The sequence below is a fragment of the Streptococcus castoreus DSM 17536 genome (assembly GCF_000425025.1).
Taxonomy (GTDB): Bacteria; Bacillota; Bacilli; order Lactobacillales; family Streptococcaceae; genus Streptococcus; species Streptococcus castoreus.
On record NZ_AUKZ01000003.1, the window covers coordinates 121,681 to 142,609 of the forward strand.

Here is a 20,929-nt window from a genome sequence, read left to right on the forward strand (position 1 = left end):
AAATGGAATTAGACCAATCAAAACCAAATCAGGTTAAGCAAAAGATTGCCTTAACCTCAACAATTGCTCTATTGAGTGCGAGTGTTGGAGTATCACATCACGTAAAAGCAGATGATTTAAAATCATCAGATGAAACCAAGGCAAGTAACACAAACGAAGATGGTTTGGTACGACCAAAAACTTTTGAGGAGGCTATGGCAACGGTTAAAACGGTTGAAGCAAGTCTCAATCAACAAAGACAAGCTTTGTCAGAAACAGAAGCTAGCCTCTCAGAAACAGAAGCAGAAGTTACCCAATTAGAAGCAACCAAGACAGACCAAGAAGCGGAACTTGTTTCTGCAAAAACAGTTTATGAGGAAGCGACAACGATTAGCAAAGAAGCGCTTGCTGCCCAAGTAAAAGAACATCAAGCACAGTTGCTAACGACAGAAAAGGACCTTGTTGAAGCAGAGACAGACAGTCAAACAAAGTCAGCAGAGCTTGCCAAACAAGAGCAAGTGATTACAACAGAAAGTGACCAAGCTAAAACCCTAGCACAACAAGTGGCTGCTGCTGAACAAAATGTGTCTCAATTAAATGACATGATCACTAAGCCTAAAGCAATTTCTGAAGAAGCACAGGCAGCAAAAGACAGTACCAAGCTTGTGGCAGATCAGTTACAACAAGCTAAGGCGGATTTGGAAAGTCAAAAAGAAACGGTTAAAGCCCAACTGACACAAGATTTAGCCGCAAATAAAGCAGCTCTAGCCGACAAAGAAGCAGAATTAAAACGGCTAGAAATGGCTACTCCTACGGGACAAAGCAGTATTGTCGGAAACAATACCATGCGTTTGCCGGATCAATATCCATTTGAAGAAATCAAAAAGTTAGCAGCAAGTGGCTATATTGGTACGGCTAGCTATAATAAATATTATAGCGAGCATGCCCAAGAGATTATTTCTAAAGCAACACCAGGTGATCAACTCAATCAATATATTGATATTCCATCGGATCTGACACGTGTTGTAGATCCGGATAATCTGACGCCAGAAGTCCAAAATGAACTCGCTCAGTTTGCTGCACAAATGCTAAACGCTGTTCGGCAACAACTTGGTCTACCTCCGGTGGTTGTCACAGCGGGCTCGCAAGAGTTTGCCCGTTTGTTAAGTAAAAGTTATAAACAAACACATGGCAATGTGAGACCGTCATTTGTTTATGGTCAACCAGGAGTTTCTGGTCACTATGGTGTCGGTCCTCATGACAAAACGATTATTGAAGCTTCTGCGGAATCGGTAGGACTTCGTAAAAATGATGACAACATGTATGAGAATCTTGGTGCTTTCAATGATGTTCGTACGGTTAATGGGATTAAACGTGGCATCTATGACTGTATTAAGTACATGCTATTTAATGATCATTTGCATGGGAATACCTATGGGCATGCGGTTAACTTCTTGAGAGTAGATAAAAACAACCCAAGTGCTCCAGTTTATCTTGGTTTTTCAACAAGTGGTGTGCAATCATTGACGGAACATTTTGTTATTTTCCCAGAGTCAAATATTGTTAATCACAGTCGCTTTGATAAGACTCAACTGACTGCATCGGGCAACACACAAGATTATTCGACAAGAACAGCAGCCTTATCAGCCAATATTGCGACAATTAAAGAGAAAATAGCTTCACTTGAAAGTCGTTTGACAGCTATTGATGCCGAAGCAGAAGTGGTGGCAGCACAAACGAGAGTGAAACAATTGCAGGAAAAATTAGAGATCGCTGCTAATCACTCAGAAAAATTGAATCGCCAGGTCGAACAGTTGAGCAACACTAAGGGTGCTTTAAGATCACAGCTGATGTCTGCAAAGAGTGAACAGGCTAAGTTACAGACGGAGTTAGACCAAGTTTTAGCGAAATTAGCTTCATCAAAAGTAACACTTCATCAAATGAAAGCTGCAACTGATCAAGCTAATGCCAAGGTAGCAAATTTGCTTGCAAAGAAAGCAGAATTAGAGAAACTGATTGATTTTAAGACAAATCCAAACCGTATTCAATTGGCACGTGAGCGAGTTGAACATGCCGAAAAAGATTTAGCCGGAACAAAGGCAAAATTAGTCACTGCTCAAGAGACTCTAGAAGGGTTGCGAAGTAAGAAAACAAGTCTTGCCACTGCCATCACAACAGCGGAGCATCAGTTAAGTTTGCTAAAAACATTGGCTAAGGAAAAAGAGAGACGTCATCCAGAAGTGGCAATTGTTAAAGAAACGAGTCGTTCTTTGGGCGGAGTTACAGAACAAGCCATTGACAATCCAACTCTTGTAAGACAAGATTCTAAATTAATTGCTTCAAATGCTATTGTTTCTAAAGTCGCTTCAGCGGTTAAGGAAAGTGCGAACAAAAAATCTTATGGCAAGACTTCTGTAAGTAACAGAACCTCTAAAGTTGATGAGAGTACGCAACTTGCCCTCAAGGCAGGGATTGTCATGTTAGCTGCGGTTGGTTTAGCTGGTGTTAAATTTCGTAAAAAATCAAGTGGCGAGTAAAAAGCTTTGCCAAACAGATATGAGGCAAAAAAGCTGCCCGTAAAATCATAAAACATTATGAAATTAGCGATAGAATGTTCTGATTCTAATGCATAAAACAAGAAATTTTATTTGACAAAAGTACCGTTGTATGTTATCATGTTAGACGGTACTTTTTACTTTTGGTCTCTCAAAAGTGTACAGAGACGTGCTGACAATTGTTGCAAAAAGTGCACCGGATATGGGCTGTCACCAAGTGCTATATCAACCAAAAATAAAAAAACACAGGAGAATGTAGATGCCTACAATTAACCAGTTGGTACGTAAACCACGTAAATCTAAAATTGAAAAATCAGATTCACCAGCTTTGAACATTGGTTATAACAGTCATAAAAAAGTTCAAACTAAGCTGGCTGCGCCACAAAAACGTGGAGTTGCCACTCGTGTTGGAACAATGACCCCTAAAAAACCCAACTCAGCCCTTCGTAAATTCGCTCGTGTACGTTTGAGCAACCTTATTGAAGTAACTGCCTATATCCCAGGTATCGGTCATAACTTACAAGAACACAGTGTTGTTCTTATTCGTGGTGGGCGTGTAAAAGACCTTCCAGGGGTACGTTACCATATTGTTCGTGGTGCACTTGATACTGCAGGTGTTGCTGACCGTAAGCAAGGCCGTTCTAAATACGGTGCGAAACGTCCAAAAGGATAATAGAAGGGGGATAAGAAACAATGAGTCGTAAAAATCAAGCGCCTAAGCGCGAAGTATTACCAGATCCATTATATAACTCAAAAATCGTAACGCGTCTTATCAACCGTGTTATGCTTGATGGTAAACGTGGTACAGCTGCAACTATCGTTTACGATGCTTTCAACGCTATCAAAGAAGCAACAGGAACTGATGCTCTTGAAGTATTTGAAACAGCAATGGAAAACATCATGCCTGTACTTGAAGTACGTGCCCGCCGTGTTGGTGGTTCTAACTACCAAGTTCCAGTTGAAGTTCGTCCAGAACGTCGTACAACACTTGGACTTCGCTGGTTGGTAAATGCATCACGTGCCCGTGGTGAACACACTATGAAAGATCGTCTTGCAAAAGAAATCATGGATGCTGCAAATAACACAGGTGCATCAGTTAAAAAACGTGAAGACACTCATAAAATGGCTGAAGCAAACCGTGCCTTTGCACACTTCCGTTGGTAAGATAGGATGTTTTAGCGGTAAGCAAATGCTAGTTAAAATAGGGAAGTTGACGAAGAAACGTCAGTTTCTAGGAGATCATCTTTTTGGTAGATATTTGTAGCTAAAACGCAATTAGGGACAAGATACGAAGGCATATAGAACGCAAAGTGAAAATAGGAAACTTGGAGGAGATTTCTATCTCTAGGAAAGTTTATCTTTTTCGCACAGCGTTTAGCCTGAGGTCATTTAACAGGATACAGAACTCGCCAAGACATCCGTATGAAAATAGGGAATCACGATCGGATGTAAAGGCATCCAATGGGGTTTGTCCTTTTCACTAGGATTTTAGGGGGAGTTCAATGGTCCAAGCGTTTAACCGGAGTTCAGTTACTAAGGTACTAAAACAGCTAAACTTTGAATAATTCCGGATTTTAAATGAGACGTTTCGTCTATTTTCAGCTTAACCTTGGTCCATGGTCTTAGATGCCAGAAAATAACTAGCAAAACGGGTAGGTCCTGCCTATCCGTTTTTTATAAATAATGCTATAATTAAAAAGTAAACTAAAAAATAGGAGAAACACATGGCTCGCGAATTTTCACTTGCAAAAACTCGTAATATCGGTATCATGGCTCACGTTGATGCTGGTAAAACAACTACAACAGAGCGTATCCTTTATTACACTGGTAAAATCCATAAAATCGGTGAAACACACGAAGGTGCCTCTCAAATGGACTGGATGGAGCAAGAACAAGAACGTGGTATCACAATCACTTCTGCTGCTACTACAGCTCAATGGGATGGACACCGTGTTAACATCATTGACACCCCAGGACACGTGGACTTCACAATTGAAGTGCAACGTTCTCTCCGCGTTCTTGACGGTGCTGTAACCGTTCTTGACTCACAATCAGGTGTTGAACCTCAAACGGAAACCGTTTGGCGTCAAGCTACTGAATACGGTGTTCCACGTATCGTTTTTGCCAACAAAATGGACAAAATCGGTGCGGACTTCCTTTATTCAGTACAAACCCTTCATGACCGTCTTCAAGCTAATGCTCATCCGATCCAATTACCAATCGGCGCAGAAGATGATTTCCGAGGGATCATTGACTTAATCAAGATGAAAGCTGAAATCTATACTAATGACCTTGGTACAGATATTCTTGAAGAAGATATTCCAGAGGAATACTTAGAACAAGCTCAAGAATACCGTGAAAAATTGGTCGAAGCGGTTGCTGAAACTGACGAAGACTTAATGATGAAATACCTTGAAGGTGAAGAAATCACTAACGAAGAATTGGTTGCTGGTATCCGTAAAGCAACTATCAATGTTGAGTTCTTTCCAGTTCTTTGTGGTTCTGCCTTCAAAAACAAAGGGGTTCAATTGATGCTTGATGCGGTTATCGCATACCTTCCAAGCCCACTTGACATTCCTGCAATCAAAGGGATTAACCCAGATACTGATGCCGAAGAGGTACGCCCAGCATCAGATGAAGAGCCGTTTGCAGCGCTTGCTTTCAAGATTATGACTGACCCATTTGTAGGACGTTTGACATTCTTCCGTGTTTACTCAGGTGTTCTCAATAGCGGTTCATACGTGATGAATACGTCAAAAGGTAAACGCGAACGTATCGGACGTATCCTTCAAATGCACGCAAACAGCCGCCAAGAAATTGAAACTGTTTATGCTGGAGATATTGCTGCCGCAGTTGGTTTGAAAGACACAACAACTGGTGATTCGTTGACAGATGAAAAAGCAAAAGTTATTCTTGAATCAATCGAAGTGCCAGAACCAGTTATCCAATTGATGGTTGAACCAAAATCTAAAGCAGATCAGGATAAAATGGGGGTTGCCCTTCAAAAACTTGCCGAAGAAGACCCAACATTCCGTGTTGAAACAAACGTTGAAACTGGTGAGACAGTTATCGCTGGTATGGGTGAGCTTCACCTTGACGTCCTTGTTGACCGTATGCGTCGTGAGTTTAAAGTTGAAGCTAACGTTGGTGCCCCTCAAGTATCTTACCGTGAAACATTCCGTGCTTCTACACAAGCTCGTGGATTCTTCAAACGCCAATCTGGTGGTAAAGGTCAGTTCGGTGACGTTTGGATCGAGTTTACACCAAATGAAGAAGGTAAAGGATTTGAGTTTGAAAATGCCATTGTTGGTGGTGTCGTTCCTCGTGAATTCGTTCCTGCTGTTGAAAAAGGGTTGATCGAATCTATGGCAAATGGTGTTCTTGCTGGCTATCCAATAGTTGACGTCAAAGCTAAGCTTTATGATGGTTCATACCATGATGTTGACTCATCAGAAACAGCTTTCAAGATTGCAGCGTCTCTTGCCCTTAAAGAAGCAGCTAAATCAGCACAACCAGCGATTCTTGAGCCAATGATGCTTGTGACTATTACAGCGCCAGAAGACAACCTTGGTGACGTTATGGGTCACGTGACTGCTCGTCGTGGACGTGTTGATGGTATGGAAGCACATGGTAACAGCCAAATCGTACGTGCTTATGTGCCACTTGCTGAGATGTTTGGTTATGCAACCGTTCTTCGTTCTGCAACTCAAGGACGTGGTACCTTCATGATGGTATTTGACCACTATGAGGATGTTCCTAAGTCTGTTCAGGAAGAGATCATTAAGAAAAATAAAGGTGAATAATCGCTACTGAGAGGTCAAGGATTGCGTTCCTGACCTTTTTTTGTGCTTATTTTAGTGGTGAAAATAGCAGAGCGAATCTCTTATTTGATGCATAATTAAGAGTAGGAAGGATTTAAAAATATCGCATTTTAAGCAGGTAAATTAAGGACTTTCTAGTTTATGAAAATGACTAATATATTTGCATTTTTTCAGAAATAGTTATATAATAGTCCTGTTGAAAGGTTATTGCAGATAGTTGCAAGTTAATCTTTTCACAATAGGTAGGGAGTGTTCCCTTTAATAATAATTCTTTTGATTTTCATAAGGAGGAAATCACTAATGGTAGTTAAAGTTGGTATTAACGGTTTCGGTCGTATCGGACGTCTTGCATTCCGTCGTATTCAAAATGTTGAAGGTGTTGAAGTAACTCGTATCAACGATCTTACAGATCCAAACATGCTTGCACATTTGTTAAAATATGATACAACTCAAGGTCGTTTTGACGGAACTGTTGAAGTTAAAGAAGGCGGTTTTGAAGTAAACGGAAAATTCATCAAAGTTTCTGCTGAACGTGATCCAGAAAACATTGATTGGGCAACTGACGGTGTTGAAATCGTTCTTGAAGCAACTGGTTTCTTTGCTAAGAAAGAAGCTGCTGAAAAACACTTGCACGCTAATGGAGCTAAAAAAGTTGTTATCACAGCTCCTGGTGGAAACGATGTTAAAACAGTTGTTTTCAACACTAACCACGACATCCTTGATGGTACTGAAACAGTTATTTCAGGTGCTTCATGTACTACAAACTGTTTGGCTCCTATGGCTAAAGCGCTTCATGATGCATTTGGTATCCAAAAAGGTCTTATGACTACAATCCACGCTTACACTGGTGACCAAATGATTCTTGATGGACCACACCGTGGTGGTGACCTTCGCCGTGCTCGCGCTGGTGCTGCAAATATCGTTCCTAACTCAACTGGTGCTGCAAAAGCTATCGGTCTTGTTATTCCAGAATTGAACGGTAAACTTGATGGGGCTGCACAACGTGTTCCTGTTCCAACTGGATCAGTAACTGAATTGGTTGTAACGCTTGACAAAAATGTTTCTGTTGACGACGTTAATGCTGCTATGAAAGCTGCTTCAAACGATAGTTTTGGCTATACTGAAGATCCAATCGTTTCTTCAGACATCGTGGGTGTTTCATACGGTTCATTGTTTGACGCAACTCAAACTAAAGTTATGGAAGTTGATGGCTCACAATTAGTTAAAGTTGTTTCATGGTATGACAATGAAATGTCTTACACTGCGCAACTTGTTCGTACTCTTGAATACTTCGCAAAAATTGCTAAATAATGATTATTAAGGAATCTAGAGTTTTCTAGGTTCTTTTTTGCTGTCTTTTTAGGCTAGTTTTTACTTCCAGTATTCTGTTTGAAAATGATTTAGCATTTCTGTTAACATATATTGATTTTTAAATTAAACAGCGTTAAAATAATGATAATAAGAAAAAGGAGATTTCCAATGAAAACGAAAAAAGTTGCTAGTGTTGTATCGCTTGCTTTGTCAATTCTTTTAGTGACAGGCTGTTCAAAGGTTGATACTAAAGCAAGTATCAATACAAAAGATACTGCCAGACAAAGTACGGTCAAGTATAGTGATGAGCAGCTCCGCTCGAAGGAAAACACAATGTCAGTTCTTTGGTATCAGCGTGCTGCTGAGGCTAAAGCTCTCTATTTGCAAGGTTATCAATTGGCGACAGACCGTTTGAAAGAGATTTTGACACAGCCAACAGATAAACCCTATGCGATCGTCTTAGACATTGATGAGACTGTCTTGGACAATAGCCCTTATCAGGCTAAAAATGTTTTAGAAGGAACCAGTTTTACACCGGAAAGTTGGGATGATTGGGTTCAAAAGAAAGCGGCTAAACCGGTCGCTGGAGCTAAAGAGTTCTTGCAATTTGCTGATCAAAATGGTGTTCAAATCTATTATGTATCAGATCGTTCAGCTAGCCAAGTTGATGCAACAATGGAAAATCTCAAAAAAGAAGGTATTCCAGTTCAGGGACGTGACCGCCTTTTGTTCTTAGAAAAAGGAGTTAAATCAAAAGAAAGTCGTCGTCAAAAAGTACAAGAAACCGCTAACCTTGCGATGCTCTTTGGTGATAATCTTGTTGATTTTGCTGATTTTTCAAAGAAATCACAAGAAGATCGCACGAAATTATTGGCTGAATTACAAGAAGAATTTGGTCGTAAATTTATCATCTTCCCTAATCCGATGTATGGCTCATGGGAAAGCGCCATTTACAAAGGACAAAAACTTGATACCACGAATCAATTAAAAGAGCGTCAAAAAGCTCTAAATAGTTTTAAATAAAGTAACCGAATGAGAGAAGGACTATTAGTTCGTCTCTCTTTTTAACCTCATGGGTTTCTGAAAGGACTTTTTATTTTGTGAAATCATTAATTTATTGTTTTCATATTTTATCTTTATCGGAAGAATTGTGATATAATAAAATGGTATAAAAAATATTAAGGAGTCTTTTCTAATGGCTAAATTGACTGTTAAAGACATTGAATTAAAAGGTAAAAAAGTTCTCGTTCGTGTGGATTTTAATGTTCCTTTAAAAGATGGTGTAATCACTAATGATAACCGTATTTCTGCGGCACTTCCGACTATTAAGTATATCATCGAACAAGGTGGTCGTGCGATTCTTTTCTCTCACCTTGGACGTGTTAAAGAAGAGGCAGATAAGGCAGGAAAATCTCTTGCTCCAGTTGCTGCTGATTTAGCAGCTAAACTTGGACAAGATGTTGTGTTCCCTGGTAGCACTCGTGGTGCTGAACTAGAAGCAGCTATTGATGCTCTTGAGGATGGACAAGTTCTTTTGGTTGAAAACACTCGTTTTGAAGATGTTGACGGCAAAAAAGAGTCTAAAAATGATCCAGAACTTGGTAAATATTGGGCTTCACTTGGCGATGGTATCTTTGTAAATGATGCTTTTGGAACGGCTCACCGTGCGCATGCGTCAAACGTTGGTATCTCAGCAAATATTGAAAAAGCAGTTGCTGGTTTCCTCCTTGAAAACGAAATTGCGTACATCCAAGAAGCAGTTGAAACGCCAGAACGCCCATTCGTGGCTATCCTTGGCGGTTCAAAAGTATCAGATAAAATCGGTGTTATCGAAAATCTTCTTGAAAAAGCTGATAAAGTCCTTATCGGTGGTGGAATGACTTATACTTTCTACAAAGCACAAGGCATCGAAATTGGTAATTCATTAGTTGAAGAGGATAAACTTGATGTGGCTAAAGAATTGCTTGAAAAATCAAATGGTAAATTAATCTTGCCAGTTGATTCTAAAGAAGCAAATGCTTTTGCTGGTTATGATGTTGTTCGTGATACAGAAGGCGAAGCAGTTTCTGAAGGTTTCCTTGGTCTTGACATTGGTCCAAAATCAATTGCTAAATTTGACGAAGCGTTGACTGGTGCGAAAACAGTTGTATGGAATGGACCAATGGGTGTCTTTGAAAATCCTGACTTCCAAGCTGGTACGATTGGTGTCATGGACGCTATTGTGAAACAACCAGGTGTTAAATCAATCATTGGTGGTGGTGATTCAGCAGCTGCGGCAATCAACCTTGGTCGTGCAGACAAGTTCTCATGGATCTCAACAGGTGGTGGAGCAAGCATGGAATTGTTAGAGGGCAAAGTATTGCCAGGACTTGCAGCCTTAACAGAAAAATAAGTGATAAGTCAGTTAAAAATATCTAGTGGCTATTTTTAGGTTGGAAATGGAAAACATCTAAATGTCTATTTTCACAATTTTGGTTTCATCGTAAGACCGATTATGAGTTAACGAAGTAAACGGTCAATCAATTATGCTGTAAATAAAAGGCAGAAATAGTTATAGGTTTGATTGCTCTTATTGACATTTAATGAAGCTAGAAAAAGGCACTCTTAGAGTGTCTTTTTTGCAGCGTTTTTCTAAAGATAAGGTGGTTGTTGGAAAAAATTCTGAGAGAAAGGGCTTTTAATTTTGTGCTCATTAGTGGTAGCTAATCTCAAGATGCCTTAGAGAAGTTGGGAATAGACGTTAACATAAGCGGATCAATAAGGTACGGCTCAAAGGAGAGAAATACCTATTGGTGGGTGACATAAAATTAGTTTTCATTGTGGGTTAATCGTGTTAGAATAAACTGTATCCAAAAAGAAACCAAGGTAGGGGAAGGTTAACATGATGAAATACACATTTGATCCTAAAAAATTCAAAATCGGGATGAGGACTTTTAAGACGGGACTGTCAGTTTTTTTTGTTCTGTTACTATTTACTTTATTTAACTGGGAGGGTTTGCAAATAGGTGCTTTAACAGCTGTTTTTAGTCTAAGAGAAGATTTGGATAGGACCGTTTCTTTTGGTTTTTCAAGAATATTGGGTAATAGTATTGGCGGGGGATTAGCGCTAGTCTTTTATTTTTTTAACGCTTTCTTTCACCAACATATATTGGTCACCTTGTTCATGGTGCCCCTCTTGACTATGCTGACTATTATGCTCAATGTCGCTTTTAATAATACATCTGGTATTATTGGTGCAGTTGCTGCTCTTCTCATCATTACTCTGTCCATTCCGACGGGGCAGACCTTTATTTATGTTATTTCACGTGTTTTTGAGACTTTCTGTGGTGTTTTTGTAGCTATTTTAGTCAATACTGACGTGGAAATGATTAAAAATAAATGGTTTAGGAAAAATCTATGAAATCATGTTATAAAATCTAACATATCCTCTTGACAGTCTCTTTTTTTCTGCCTATAATAGGGGGTGAAAGGAGTTTGTCATGAAAGAAAAAGAACTTAGACGATCAATGGCTGTTTTTCCAATTGGTGTAGTAATGAAGTTGACGGACCTTTCTGCGAGGCAGATTCGTTATTATGAAGATCAAGAATTGATTAAACCAGAGCGAACAGAAGGTAATCGTCGTATGTTTTCATTGAATGATATGGATCGACTTTTGGAAATCAAAGATTTTTTAGCTGAAGGCTTTAACATTGCAGCCATTAAGCGTGAATATGCTGAGCGACATGATAAACTATTGCAAAAGCAGAAGTCTTTGACGGATGCGGATGTGAGACGAATCTTGCGTGATGAACTTCTGACTCAAAGTGGTTTTTCAACCCCTTCACAACACATTGGCAATTTTCGTATCTAAGATACTAACTGGATGAAATTTAAAGGAGACCTGTTTAATGGCAATCACAGTAGCTGACATTTATCGCGAAGTTAACGAAAAAAATGTAACATTCCTTCGTTTGATGTTTACTGATATTATGGGAATTATGAAAAATGTGGAAATTCCTGCAACGAAAGAGCAGTTAGAGAAAGTGTTATCTAATAAAGCTATGTTTGATGGTTCGTCTATTGAAGGGTTTGTTAGAATCAATGAATCGGATATGTACCTTTATCCTGATTTAGATACTTGGATTGTTTTTCCATGGGGAGATGAAAACGGAGCTGTTGCAGGCTTAATTTGTGATATTTATACAGCTGAGGGGGAACCTTTTTCAGGGGATCCTCGTGGAAATTTGAAAAAAGCCCTAAAACATATGGATGAGGTCGGGTATCAATCCTTTAATCTTGGACCAGAACCTGAGTTTTTCCTCTTTAAAATGGATGATAGTGGGAATCCGACACTTGAGGTCAATGATAATGGTGGTTATTTTGATTTGGCGCCAACGGATTTGGCAGATAACACCCGTCGTGAAATCGTTAATGTTTTGACTAAGATGGGTTTTGAAGTAGAAGCGAGTCACCATGAAGTAGCGGTTGGACAACATGAGATTGATTTTAAGTATGATGGTGCTTTGAAAGCATGTGATAACATTCAAATTTTTAAACTTGTGGTTAAGACCATTGCACGTAAGCATGGTTTATATGCTACTTTTATGGCTAAACCGAAGTTTGGTATCAATGGTTCTGGTATGCATTGCAATATCTCATTATTTGATAAAGAGGGGAATAATGCTTTTTATGACGAGAATGACAGTCGAGGCATGCAGCTATCAAAAGATGCCTATTATTTTCTAGGTGGTTTGATGAAACATGCCTACAACTTTACTGCGATTACAAATCCTACCGTTAATTCGTATAAACGTTTGGTACCAGGTTATGAAGCGCCTGTTTATGTAGCCTGGGCGGGACGTAATCGTTCGCCTTTGATTCGTGTTCCTGCCTCGCGCGGTAAAGGAACTCGTCTAGAATTACGTTCCGTTGACCCAACAGCAAATCCTTACTTGGCTTTAGCGGTTCTTTTGGAAGCTGGGCTTGATGGTATCGAAAATAAAATTGATGCTCCAACTCCTGTGGAAGCTAACATTTATACGATGACAGTTGAAGAGCGTGAAGCAGCAGGTATTGTTGATTTGCCATCAACTTTGCATAATGCCCTTAAAGCATTGCAGACGGATGAAGTTGTTAGAGAAGCGCTAGGTGATCATATTTATACGAATTTTTTAGAAGCAAAGCGTATTGAATGGGCTTCTTATGCTACTTTTGTTTCGCAGTGGGAAATCGACAATTACCTTCACAATTATTAGAAATTAAAAGACGACAATCTACTTGTTTTGAGTAGGTTGTTGTTATATTATTCAATTTGTTTGGTTTTTTATTCTTATAAAACTTAATAGTAGTTGAAATATAGGTTTTTACAAATAGATTATTTCATAAAAATAAATTCAAAAATTTTCAGATAAATATATTCCATTTTTTCGGAATTGTGATATAATCTAACTTAAATATATTTTTATTACTATTTTCTAGGAGGACTTTACATGGCGGGATTACAATCAATCACATGGAAACGTGTTGGACTCGGGACACTTACACTTGCATCGGTAGCCCTTTTAATGGCATGTGGGAATAAGACGACTTCCACAAAAGATAATAAGAGTGAGATCAGCTGGTACACACCAACAGAAATCATCACTCTTGATATTTCAAAAAGTACGGACACTTATTCAGGTTTAGCTATTGGTAATTCTGGAAGTAACCTTCTTCGTGTCGATGCTAAAGGGAAATTACAACCTGATTTGGCAAAAAAAGTTGATGTATCAGAGGATGGGTTGACTTACACAGCTACCTTGCGCGATGGGTTGAAGTGGTCTGATGGAAGTGCTTTGACAGCTGAGGATTTTGTTTATACTTGGAAACGCATGGTAGATCCTACAACCGCTTCTGAATATGCTTACCTCGCAACAGAATCCCATTTAAAAAATGCTGAAGAGATTAATAGTGGTAAAAATCCTGACTTAAATTCTCTTGGGGTTAAGGCTGAGGGGAATAAGGTTATCTTTACCCTGACTGAGCCAGCACCTCAATTCAAGAGTTTATTGTCTTTCTCTAGCTTTATGCCTCAAAAAGAATCTTTTGTTAAAGAGGTTGGGAAAGATTACGGCACATCATCAGAAAAACAAGTTTATTCTGGACCATATACTGTAAAAGATTGGAATGGAACCAGTGGAACTTTCAAACTTGTTAAAAACAAAAATTACTGGGATGCGAAAAACGTAAAAACACAAACAATTAAGGTTCAGACGGTTAAAAAACCAGACACAGCTGTACAAATGTATAAGCAAGGAAAACTTGATTTTGCGAATATTTCAGGCACATCTGCGATCTATAACGCCAATAAAAAGAATAAGGATGTTGTCCCAGTCTTAGAAGCAACCACAGCTTATATGGTTTATAACCAGACAGGCTCTGTTGAGGCTCTTAGCAATCTAAAGATTCGTCAAGCCTTAAACTTAGCGACTGATCGTAAGGGAATTGTTTCTGCAGCCGTTGATACAGGTTCTAAACCAGCAACAGCTCTTGCACCGGAAGGACTTGCTAAGTTAACAGACGGCAAAGATTTGACAAAATACGTTGCTCCAGGCTACAAATACGATGAAAAAGAAGCGGCAAAACTCTTCAAAGAAGGTTTGGCAGAGCTTGGCAAAGAGTCTCTTAAATTAACAATCACTGCTGATGCAGATGCGCCAGCTGCAAAAGCCGCTGTTGACTATATCAAAGAAACTTGGGAAAAGGCTCTTCCTGGTCTAACTGTTGAAGAAAAATTTGTACCGTTTAAACAACGTCTTGAAGATACTAAAAATCAAAACTTTGAAGTGGCAGTTACTCTTTGGGGTGGTGACTATCCAGAAGGATCAACGTTCTATGGCTTGTTTAAATCAGGCTCTGCTTACAACTACGGTAAATTCACTAATGCTGCCTATGATGCTGCCTATGAAAAAGCTTTAACAACAGATGCTCTTGATACTGACAAGGCTGCTAACGATTACAAGGCTGCTGAAAAAGCTCTTTATGACAACGCGCTTTATAATCCACTTTACTTCCGTAGCGGTAAAGGATTGCAAAATCCAAACATCAAGGGTCTTGTTCGTAGTTCAACTGGTCTAAATGTTGACTTTACCTATGCTTACAAAAAATAAGAAAAGAAACACTGTAACTGATTGAAAATAGGATTCGGATATAGCATTAGAAGTTAGCTTTCGTTGAGTGTTTGCGGCTATCTCAATCCATTTTCAAAAGCCTATGGTAATGAAATATTGCAAGAATTGGCGAGGGCCAGTTCTTGCTTTTGTTAGAGGAAAAATATGATGAAATATCTATTAAAACGTGTGGCTATTTTGCTAGCAACACTGTGGGTTGTGGTTACCCTTTCATTCTTTTTGATGCAAGTTATGCCGGGAACACCCTACAATAACCCTAAATTAACGGACGAAATGATCGCTATGATGAATAAACAATATGGTTTAGATAAACCTTTGTGGCAACAGTATTTAAAGTACTTGTTTGATGTTTTACATGGTGATTTTGGGACCAGCTATCAATCTGTTAATCAGTCGGTGACCAAGCTTATTTCGCAACGCTTGGGTGTTTCGGTTCACTTAGGAATTCAAGCTTTGGTTGTTGGTATTAGTTCGGGATTGTTTGTTGGGGCAGTTTCAGCTCGTAATAAAAACAATAGAATTGATGCGGTTTTGAGTGTGATTTCAACACTTGGGATTTCAGTCCCTGCTTTTATCATTGGTCTATTGCTGCTGGATTATTTTGGGTTTAAATGGGCACTTTTACCACTGTCTGGATGGGGAACTTTTGGTCAGACGATCTTGCCAACATTGGCTTTAGCCATTCCTGTTTTTGCACAGGTTACCCGTTTCTTCCGTAGTGAAATGATTGAAACCCTTAATTCAGATTATATTCAATTAGCGCGTGCGAAAGGATTGACAAATCGTCAGGTAACTAGAAAACATGCCTACCGTAATTCAATGATTCCAGTCTTGACTTTGGTAGGACCAATGGCTGCTAATATTTTAACTGGGTCAGCTTTGATTGAACAAATTTTCTCAATTCCTGGGATTGGGCAACAATTTGTGTCATCCATTCCAACTAAGGATTATCCTGTTATTATGGGAACAACAATTGTGTATGCCCTCATGCTGATGGTGGCTATCTTGATAACAGATATTATCATTAGTGTAGCCGATCCACGAGTTCGTTTGGGATAGGAGAGTGTTATGCTAGAAGAAAGAAATTCATTTCAACTTGTGGGAGCTGGCAGCTCTGATTCACAAGAAAAAATTCAAAAGCCAGCACTGTCTTTCCTTCAGGATGCTTGGCGCCGTTTAAAACATAATAAACTTGCCGTTGTTTCGATGGGATTTTTAGTTATTCTACTTGTTTTTTCAGTGGGGTCAACTGCTGTCATTTCAAAAAATGATGCCAACAGCTTTAATAGTAAAGAAGTCAGCATTTACCGCAATTTACCACCAAAATTGAGTGGTAGCTTGCCGTTTTGGAATGGTAGTATTACTTATGCAGGCAATACTGAGGCTAACGATGCTTATGCTGATCAAGGTGTACCAGACGGGAAAAAATTCTTGTTTGGAACAGATAACCTAGGTCGTAGTATAGGCAAGCGGATTACTGTTGGGATTCGTATTTCGTTGTTGATTGCGATTGTAGCTACTTTGATTGATCTTATTATTGGGGTCACTTATGGCTTGGTATCTGGTTTTACAGGTGGCAGGGTGGATACGGTTATGCAGCGGATTATTGAGATTATCTCCTCTATTCCTAACTTGGTGATTGTGACCATGCTAGGACTTTTACTGGGGAATGGTGTCACTTCAATTATCATCTCTATTGCCATTGTGGGTTGGACTTCCATGGCAAGACAGGTCCGGAATTTGACCTTGTCATATCGTGAACGTGACTTTGTCTTGGCTTCACGTGCGCTTGGCGAAAGCAATGTTAAAATTGCTTTCAAGCATGTCTTGCCAAATATTTCAGGGATTATCATTGTTCAAATCATGATGACGGTTCCAAGTGCTATCATGTATGAATCGGTGTTGTCTGCCATCAATCTTGGTGTTAAGCCGCCGACTGCTTCCCTTGGTTCTTTGATTACAGATGCACAAGAAAACTTACAATACTACCCTTATCAGGTCTTGCTTCCAGCACTTGCTTTGGTATTTATTTCATTGGCATTTATTTTATTGGGTGATGGGCTTCGTGATGCTTTTGATCCAAAATCAAGTAACGAGTAGGAGGAAAAACGATGACGAATGAAACCATTTTAAGTGTCAAAAATCTTCATGTCGATTTTAAGACTTACGCTGGGGATGTCAAGGCTATTCGCAATATCAGTTTTGATCTCAAAAAGGGAGAAACCCTAGCAATCGTTGGTGAATCTGGTTCAGGAAAATCAGTAACTACCCGTACCTTGATGGGGCTAAATGCTAAAAATGCTAGTCTATCAGGAGAAATTGATTTTAAAGGAAAAAAATTGAATGCCTTAAAGGAAGAAGACTGGGTTAAGGTTCGTGGTAATGAAATTGCTATGATTTTTCAAGATCCGATGACCAGTCTTGATCCAACCATGAAAATTGGTATGCAGATTGCAGAAACCATTTTAATTCATCAAAAAATCAGCAAGCAAGAAGCTTTGAAACGTGCCCTTGAGTTGATGCACCAGGTTGGTATTCCAAATGCTGAAGAGCATATCAATGATTACCCTCATCAGTGGTCAGGTGGTATGCGTCAACGGGCAGTCATTGCGATTGCTCTTGCTGCAAACCCAGAAATTTTAATTGCTGATGAGCCAACTACAGCGCTTGATGTAACCATTCAGGCTCAAATCCTAAAATTAATGAAAGAAATCCAGGCACAAACCGCTTCGTCAATTATTTTTATCACTCACGATCTTGGTGTTGTGGCAGGGATGGCTGATCGTGTAGCCGTCATGTATGCTGGTAAAATTGTTGAATATGGAACCGTTGATGAGGTCTTTTACAATCCCCAACACCCATATACTTGGGGGCTTTTGAAATCTATGCCAACAACAGACACCGAATCAGGTAGCCTTGAGTCGATTCCAGGGACTCCTCCAGATTTGCTCAATCCTCCCAAAGGAGATGCCTTTGCAGCTCGTAATGAGTTTGCCTTGGATATTGATCATGTTGAAGAACCACCAATGTTTCAAATCAGTGAAACACATTATGCAGCAACATGGCTGTTAGATGAGCGTGCGCCAAAAGTGACCCCACCTGTGCAAATTCAAAAGCGTTGGGCAAAATGGCAAAAACGAGAAGGGAGACAGGCTTAATGACTGAAAATCGTAACAAATTAGTTGAATTAAAGAATGTCTCTTTAACCTTTAATAAAGGCAAGAAAAACGAGGTCAAAGCTATTGACAATGTTAGTTTTGATATTTATGAAGGGGAAGTTTTTGGACTTGTTGGAGAATCGGGTTCAGGAAAAACTACTGTTGGTCGTGCCATTTTAAAACTTTATGATATTAGTGAGGGAGAAATTATTTTTAATGGTGAAAAGATTTCTCATCTCAAGGGCAAGGAGTTACGCACTTTCCGCAAAGATGCTCAAATGATTTTCCAAGACCCACAAGCTAGTTTGAATGGTCGGATGAAAATTAGGGATATTGTTGCAGAAGGTCTGGATATTCATGGTTTGACCTCTTCGAAAGTAGAGCGTGAAGAAAGGGTTCAAGAATTATTGAACTTGGTTGGTTTAAACAAAGATCATTTAACACGTTATCCACACGAATTTTCCGGTGGACAGCGTCAACGGATTGGAATAGCTCGTGCCTTGGCTGTCAAACCCAAGTTTATTATTGCTGATGAACCGATTTCAGCACTGGATGTTTCTATTCAGGCTCAAGTGGTTAATTTGATGCAAAAACTTCAGACAAAACGTGGCTTGACTTATCTTTTTATTGCCCATGATTTATCCATGGTGAAATACATTTCAGATCGTATTGGTGTCATGCACTGGGGGAAAATGTTGGAAATTGGAACGTCAGATGATGTTTATAATCATCCGATTCATCCCTACACGAAGAGTCTGTTATCAGCTATTCCTGAACCAGATCCTGAAAAAGAGCGCCAACGTGCAGCAGAAGTTTATGATCCAACTCAAGAATTGGATGGACAAGAACGTCAGATGCATGAAATCACTCCTGGTCATTTTGTCTTAGCAACACAAGAAGAAGCTAAGCAATACCGAAACGAACGTCACTTGTAGGGTTTGAATAAGCCATTAGATGATTGGGTTGGAGACTTTATTTTGATCTCCAACTCATTTTTGTTGATTAGAAAAGGCTGTGACACGAAAAGGTTTTCTGACTATCTTTGATTTAATCGGATAAAAAAACACGAGCTGTTCAACTCGTGTTGGTTTTTGGACAAAGAGAATAAGGCATTAGGTTAAATTAAAATAGTCAACAGGTTACTTGAACTTAGTTGTTAAACAGTATCAAATCAGTGCTCGTTGGCACTTTTTATTTTTTTATAACCAGAAAAGAGTTGAAGAATAAACCATAAATGGATTTTTCTTTCGTCTAAAGTCATCAAGCCTCTATCTCAATCTTTATCAGGTGTCAAAACCATTGGAATGATAATAGGCTCACGCTCTGTTTTCTCATTAAGAAAAGGACGAAGGGCATTGACAATGGCACCGTTGACCGATTGGATGCTAGCTTCTTTGTTTTTCAAGGCAATACGAATAGCATTGAAAAGCACGCGTTGGCTCTCACGAATCAAATCGCCTGATTCACGCATATAGATGAACCCCCGACTGAGAATGTCTGGACCTGCTAGAATCATTTGTGTGTCAAAATCAACCGTAGCAACTGCTAAGACAACACCATCTTCGGAAAGATCGCGACGGTCACGTAACACAGCGGTTCCAATATCTCCAATACCATTACCGTCAACGTAAATGTCTTGGGCGTTGAAATGACCAGCAATACGTGCACTATCATTGGTTAAGGCGAGAACATCTCCATTTTCCATGATAAAGATATTTTCTTCAGGAATACCGGTGTCAATAGCAAGTCCAGCATGGACTTTTTGCATACGGTATTCACCATGAACAGGCATAAAGTATTTTGGCTTAATCAAGCGAAGCATGAGTTTTTGCTCTTGTTGCCCACCATGTCCTGAGGTATGGATGTTATTAACTTTTCCGTGGATAACATCAACACCAGCCTCTTGGATCGTATTGATGAGTTTATTAACGCTAGTTGTATTCCCTGGAATTGGGCTTGATGAGAAGATGACGGTATCACCTGGCTGCAAGTTAACTTGACGATGTGTGCCGTTAGCAATACGCGCTAGTGCAGCCATTGATTCTCCTTGGCTACCGGTACACATAATTAAAACTTCATTAGCATGGTAATTTTTGAGTTCATTTGGCTCAATAAATGTTCCTTTTGGCACTTTTATATAGCCAAGTTCAATTCCGTTTACAATAGCTTTTTCCATCGAGCGCCCAAAAACAACAATCTTACGACCAGTTTTAACAGCAGCTTCAGCAGCCTGTTGCAAGCGATAGATATTTGAGGCGAAAGAGGCGAAAATAATACGTCCATGAATGCCTTCAATGATTTTCAAAATGGATTGACCAACCACTTTTTCAGAATTGGTAAAAGTTGGCACCTCGGCATTAGTTGAATCTGACAGCAAGCAAAGAACACCTTCCTCACCAAGTGCAGCCATGCGGTGCAAATCAGCAGGATCTCCTACTGGTGTAAAATCAAACTTAAAGTCACCGGTACAGACAATTTTCCCCTGTGGGGTATGAATAACAATACCAAGTGGTTCTGGAATGGAGTGTGTTGTTCTAAAGAAAGTCACACTCATGTTTTTGAATGTTAGTTCCGTATTATGATTGATTTCATAAACGGTGGCATCACGCCAAAGACCGTGTTCTTCTAGTTTGCCACGAATAAGGGCTAGTGCTAGAGGCCCAGCGTAGATAGGAATATTAGCTTGTTTTAATAGGAAAGGAATCCCACCGATATGGTCTTCGTGACCGTGAGTGATAACAAGAGCCTTGACGCGGTCCAAATGGTCAACGATATAAGAATAATCCGGAATAACATAATCAATTCCCAGTAGGTCATCTTCTGGAAATTTAATACCAGCGTCAACGATGATGATTTCATCTTGATACTCGATCCCATAAGTATTTTTTCCGATTTCCCCGAGACCACCAATGGCAAAAACCCCAACTTCATTAGGTTTTAAACTGATATTTGTCAT

At 39.5% G+C, this 20,929-nt stretch carries 16 protein-coding genes; 15 read left to right on the forward strand and 1 reads right to left on the reverse strand.

Annotated elements, in window-relative coordinates; all coding sequences use genetic code 11:
• Positions 1–2: 2 nt before the first annotated feature.
• The 15 genes from H346_RS0100585 to H346_RS0100655 all read left to right on the forward strand — a co-directional run bounded on the left by H346_RS0100585 (position 3) and on the right by H346_RS0100655 (position 18,908).
• On the forward strand, positions 3–2,516 hold the full coding sequence (locus H346_RS0100585) for an SEC10/PgrA surface exclusion domain-containing protein (RefSeq protein ID WP_027969349.1): 2,514 nt from the start codon (positions 3–5) through the stop codon (positions 2,514–2,516).
• Between the two features lie 277 nt (positions 2,517–2,793).
• A complete protein-coding gene (gene rpsL / locus H346_RS0100590; RefSeq protein WP_027969350.1) occupies positions 2,794–3,207 on the forward strand; it encodes a 30S ribosomal protein S12 in 414 nt (137 codons plus the stop codon).
• A gap of 20 nt (positions 3,208–3,227) precedes the next feature.
• Complete coding sequence (gene rpsG, locus H346_RS0100595) at positions 3,228–3,698, forward strand: 30S ribosomal protein S7 (RefSeq protein WP_027969351.1); 471 nt, start codon at positions 3,228–3,230, stop codon at positions 3,696–3,698.
• Positions 3,699–4,258: 560 nt separating this feature from the next.
• The gene (gene fusA / locus H346_RS0100600; RefSeq protein ID WP_027969352.1) at positions 4,259–6,337 is read left to right on the forward strand and encodes an elongation factor G; all 2,079 of its coding nucleotides are present in this window, start codon (positions 4,259–4,261) and stop codon (positions 6,335–6,337) included.
• A 318-nt stretch (positions 6,338–6,655) separates the two neighbouring features.
• Positions 6,656–7,666 carry a type I glyceraldehyde-3-phosphate dehydrogenase gene (gene gap / locus H346_RS0100605; protein WP_027969353.1) on the forward strand — a complete coding sequence of 337 codons (1,011 nt, stop codon included), beginning with the start codon at positions 6,656–6,658 and terminating at the stop codon, positions 7,664–7,666.
• Between the two features lie 168 nt (positions 7,667–7,834).
• Entirely contained in the window at positions 7,835–8,689 is an 855-nt protein-coding gene (locus H346_RS0100610) for a 5'-nucleotidase, lipoprotein e(P4) family (RefSeq protein ID WP_027969354.1), read from the forward strand.
• 172 nt (positions 8,690–8,861) lie between these two features.
• On the forward strand, positions 8,862–10,058 hold the full coding sequence (locus H346_RS0100615; RefSeq protein ID WP_027969355.1) for a phosphoglycerate kinase: 1,197 nt from the start codon (positions 8,862–8,864) through the stop codon (positions 10,056–10,058).
• Positions 10,059–10,550: 492 nt separating this feature from the next.
• Positions 10,551–11,066, forward strand: a complete 516-nt coding sequence (locus H346_RS0100620) for an FUSC family protein (RefSeq protein WP_027969356.1) — start codon at positions 10,551–10,553, stop codon at positions 11,064–11,066.
• Positions 11,067–11,145: 79 nt separating this feature from the next.
• The gene (locus H346_RS0100625) at positions 11,146–11,517 is read left to right on the forward strand and encodes a MerR family transcriptional regulator (protein WP_027969357.1); all 372 of its coding nucleotides are present in this window, start codon (positions 11,146–11,148) and stop codon (positions 11,515–11,517) included.
• 37 nt (positions 11,518–11,554) lie between these two features.
• A complete protein-coding gene (gene glnA / locus H346_RS0100630; protein ID WP_027969358.1) occupies positions 11,555–12,901 on the forward strand; it encodes a type I glutamate--ammonia ligase in 1,347 nt (448 codons plus the stop codon).
• A gap of 234 nt (positions 12,902–13,135) precedes the next feature.
• Positions 13,136–14,794 carry a peptide ABC transporter substrate-binding protein gene (locus tag H346_RS0100635; RefSeq protein ID WP_027969359.1) on the forward strand — a complete coding sequence of 553 codons (1,659 nt, stop codon included), beginning with the start codon at positions 13,136–13,138 and terminating at the stop codon, positions 14,792–14,794.
• A 165-nt stretch (positions 14,795–14,959) separates the two neighbouring features.
• Positions 14,960–15,874 (forward strand): ABC transporter permease, encoded by a 915-nt coding sequence (locus H346_RS0100640; protein WP_027969360.1) that lies wholly within the window; start codon positions 14,960–14,962, stop codon positions 15,872–15,874.
• Positions 15,875–15,883: 9 nt separating this feature from the next.
• Positions 15,884–16,915 carry an ABC transporter permease gene (locus H346_RS0100645; protein WP_027969361.1) on the forward strand — a complete coding sequence of 344 codons (1,032 nt, stop codon included), beginning with the start codon at positions 15,884–15,886 and terminating at the stop codon, positions 16,913–16,915.
• 11 nt (positions 16,916–16,926) lie between these two features.
• Positions 16,927–17,973, forward strand: coding sequence for an ABC transporter ATP-binding protein (locus tag H346_RS0100650; RefSeq protein WP_027969362.1), 1,047 nt, complete (start codon positions 16,927–16,929; stop codon positions 17,971–17,973).
• Positions 17,973–18,908 carry an ABC transporter ATP-binding protein gene (locus tag H346_RS0100655; protein WP_027969363.1) on the forward strand — a complete coding sequence of 312 codons (936 nt, stop codon included), beginning with the start codon at positions 17,973–17,975 and terminating at the stop codon, positions 18,906–18,908. Before H346_RS0100650 ends, H346_RS0100655 begins: the two co-directional genes overlap by 1 nt.
• Before the next feature lie 338 nt (positions 18,909–19,246).
• On the opposite strand, the gene rnjA is transcribed toward H346_RS0100655, so the two are convergent.
• Positions 19,247–20,929 (reverse strand): ribonuclease J1, encoded by a 1,683-nt coding sequence (rnjA, locus tag H346_RS0100660; protein WP_027969364.1) that lies wholly within the window; start codon positions 20,927–20,929, stop codon positions 19,247–19,249.

Bases quoted from the DNA above. Each gene is read 5' to 3' on its own strand.
- H346_RS0100620 (WP_027969356.1), top strand. From the start codon at position 10,551: ATGAAATACACATTTGATCCTAAAAAATTCAAAATCGGGATGAGGACT.
- rnjA (WP_027969364.1), bottom strand. From the start codon at position 20,929: ATGACAAATATCAGTTTAAAACCTAATGAAGTTGGGGTTTTTGCCATT.
- H346_RS0100585 (WP_027969349.1), top strand. From the start codon at position 3: ATGGAATTAGACCAATCAAAACCAAATCAGGTTAAGCAAAAGATTGCC.
- H346_RS0100650 (WP_027969362.1), top strand. From the start codon at position 16,927: ATGACGAATGAAACCATTTTAAGTGTCAAAAATCTTCATGTCGATTTT.
- H346_RS0100635 (WP_027969359.1), top strand. From the start codon at position 13,136: ATGGCGGGATTACAATCAATCACATGGAAACGTGTTGGACTCGGGACA.
- rpsL (WP_027969350.1), top strand. From the start codon at position 2,794: ATGCCTACAATTAACCAGTTGGTACGTAAACCACGTAAATCTAAAATT.
- H346_RS0100610 (WP_027969354.1), top strand. From the start codon at position 7,835: ATGAAAACGAAAAAAGTTGCTAGTGTTGTATCGCTTGCTTTGTCAATT.
- H346_RS0100625 (WP_027969357.1), top strand. From the start codon at position 11,146: ATGAAAGAAAAAGAACTTAGACGATCAATGGCTGTTTTTCCAATTGGT.
- H346_RS0100615 (WP_027969355.1), top strand. From the start codon at position 8,862: ATGGCTAAATTGACTGTTAAAGACATTGAATTAAAAGGTAAAAAAGTT.
- H346_RS0100655 (WP_027969363.1), top strand. From the start codon at position 17,973: ATGACTGAAAATCGTAACAAATTAGTTGAATTAAAGAATGTCTCTTTA.
- gap (WP_027969353.1), top strand. From the start codon at position 6,656: ATGGTAGTTAAAGTTGGTATTAACGGTTTCGGTCGTATCGGACGTCTT.
- H346_RS0100645 (WP_027969361.1), top strand. From the start codon at position 15,884: ATGCTAGAAGAAAGAAATTCATTTCAACTTGTGGGAGCTGGCAGCTCT.
- glnA (WP_027969358.1), top strand. From the start codon at position 11,555: ATGGCAATCACAGTAGCTGACATTTATCGCGAAGTTAACGAAAAAAAT.
- rpsG (WP_027969351.1), top strand. From the start codon at position 3,228: ATGAGTCGTAAAAATCAAGCGCCTAAGCGCGAAGTATTACCAGATCCA.
- fusA (WP_027969352.1), top strand. From the start codon at position 4,259: ATGGCTCGCGAATTTTCACTTGCAAAAACTCGTAATATCGGTATCATG.
- H346_RS0100640 (WP_027969360.1), top strand. From the start codon at position 14,960: ATGATGAAATATCTATTAAAACGTGTGGCTATTTTGCTAGCAACACTG.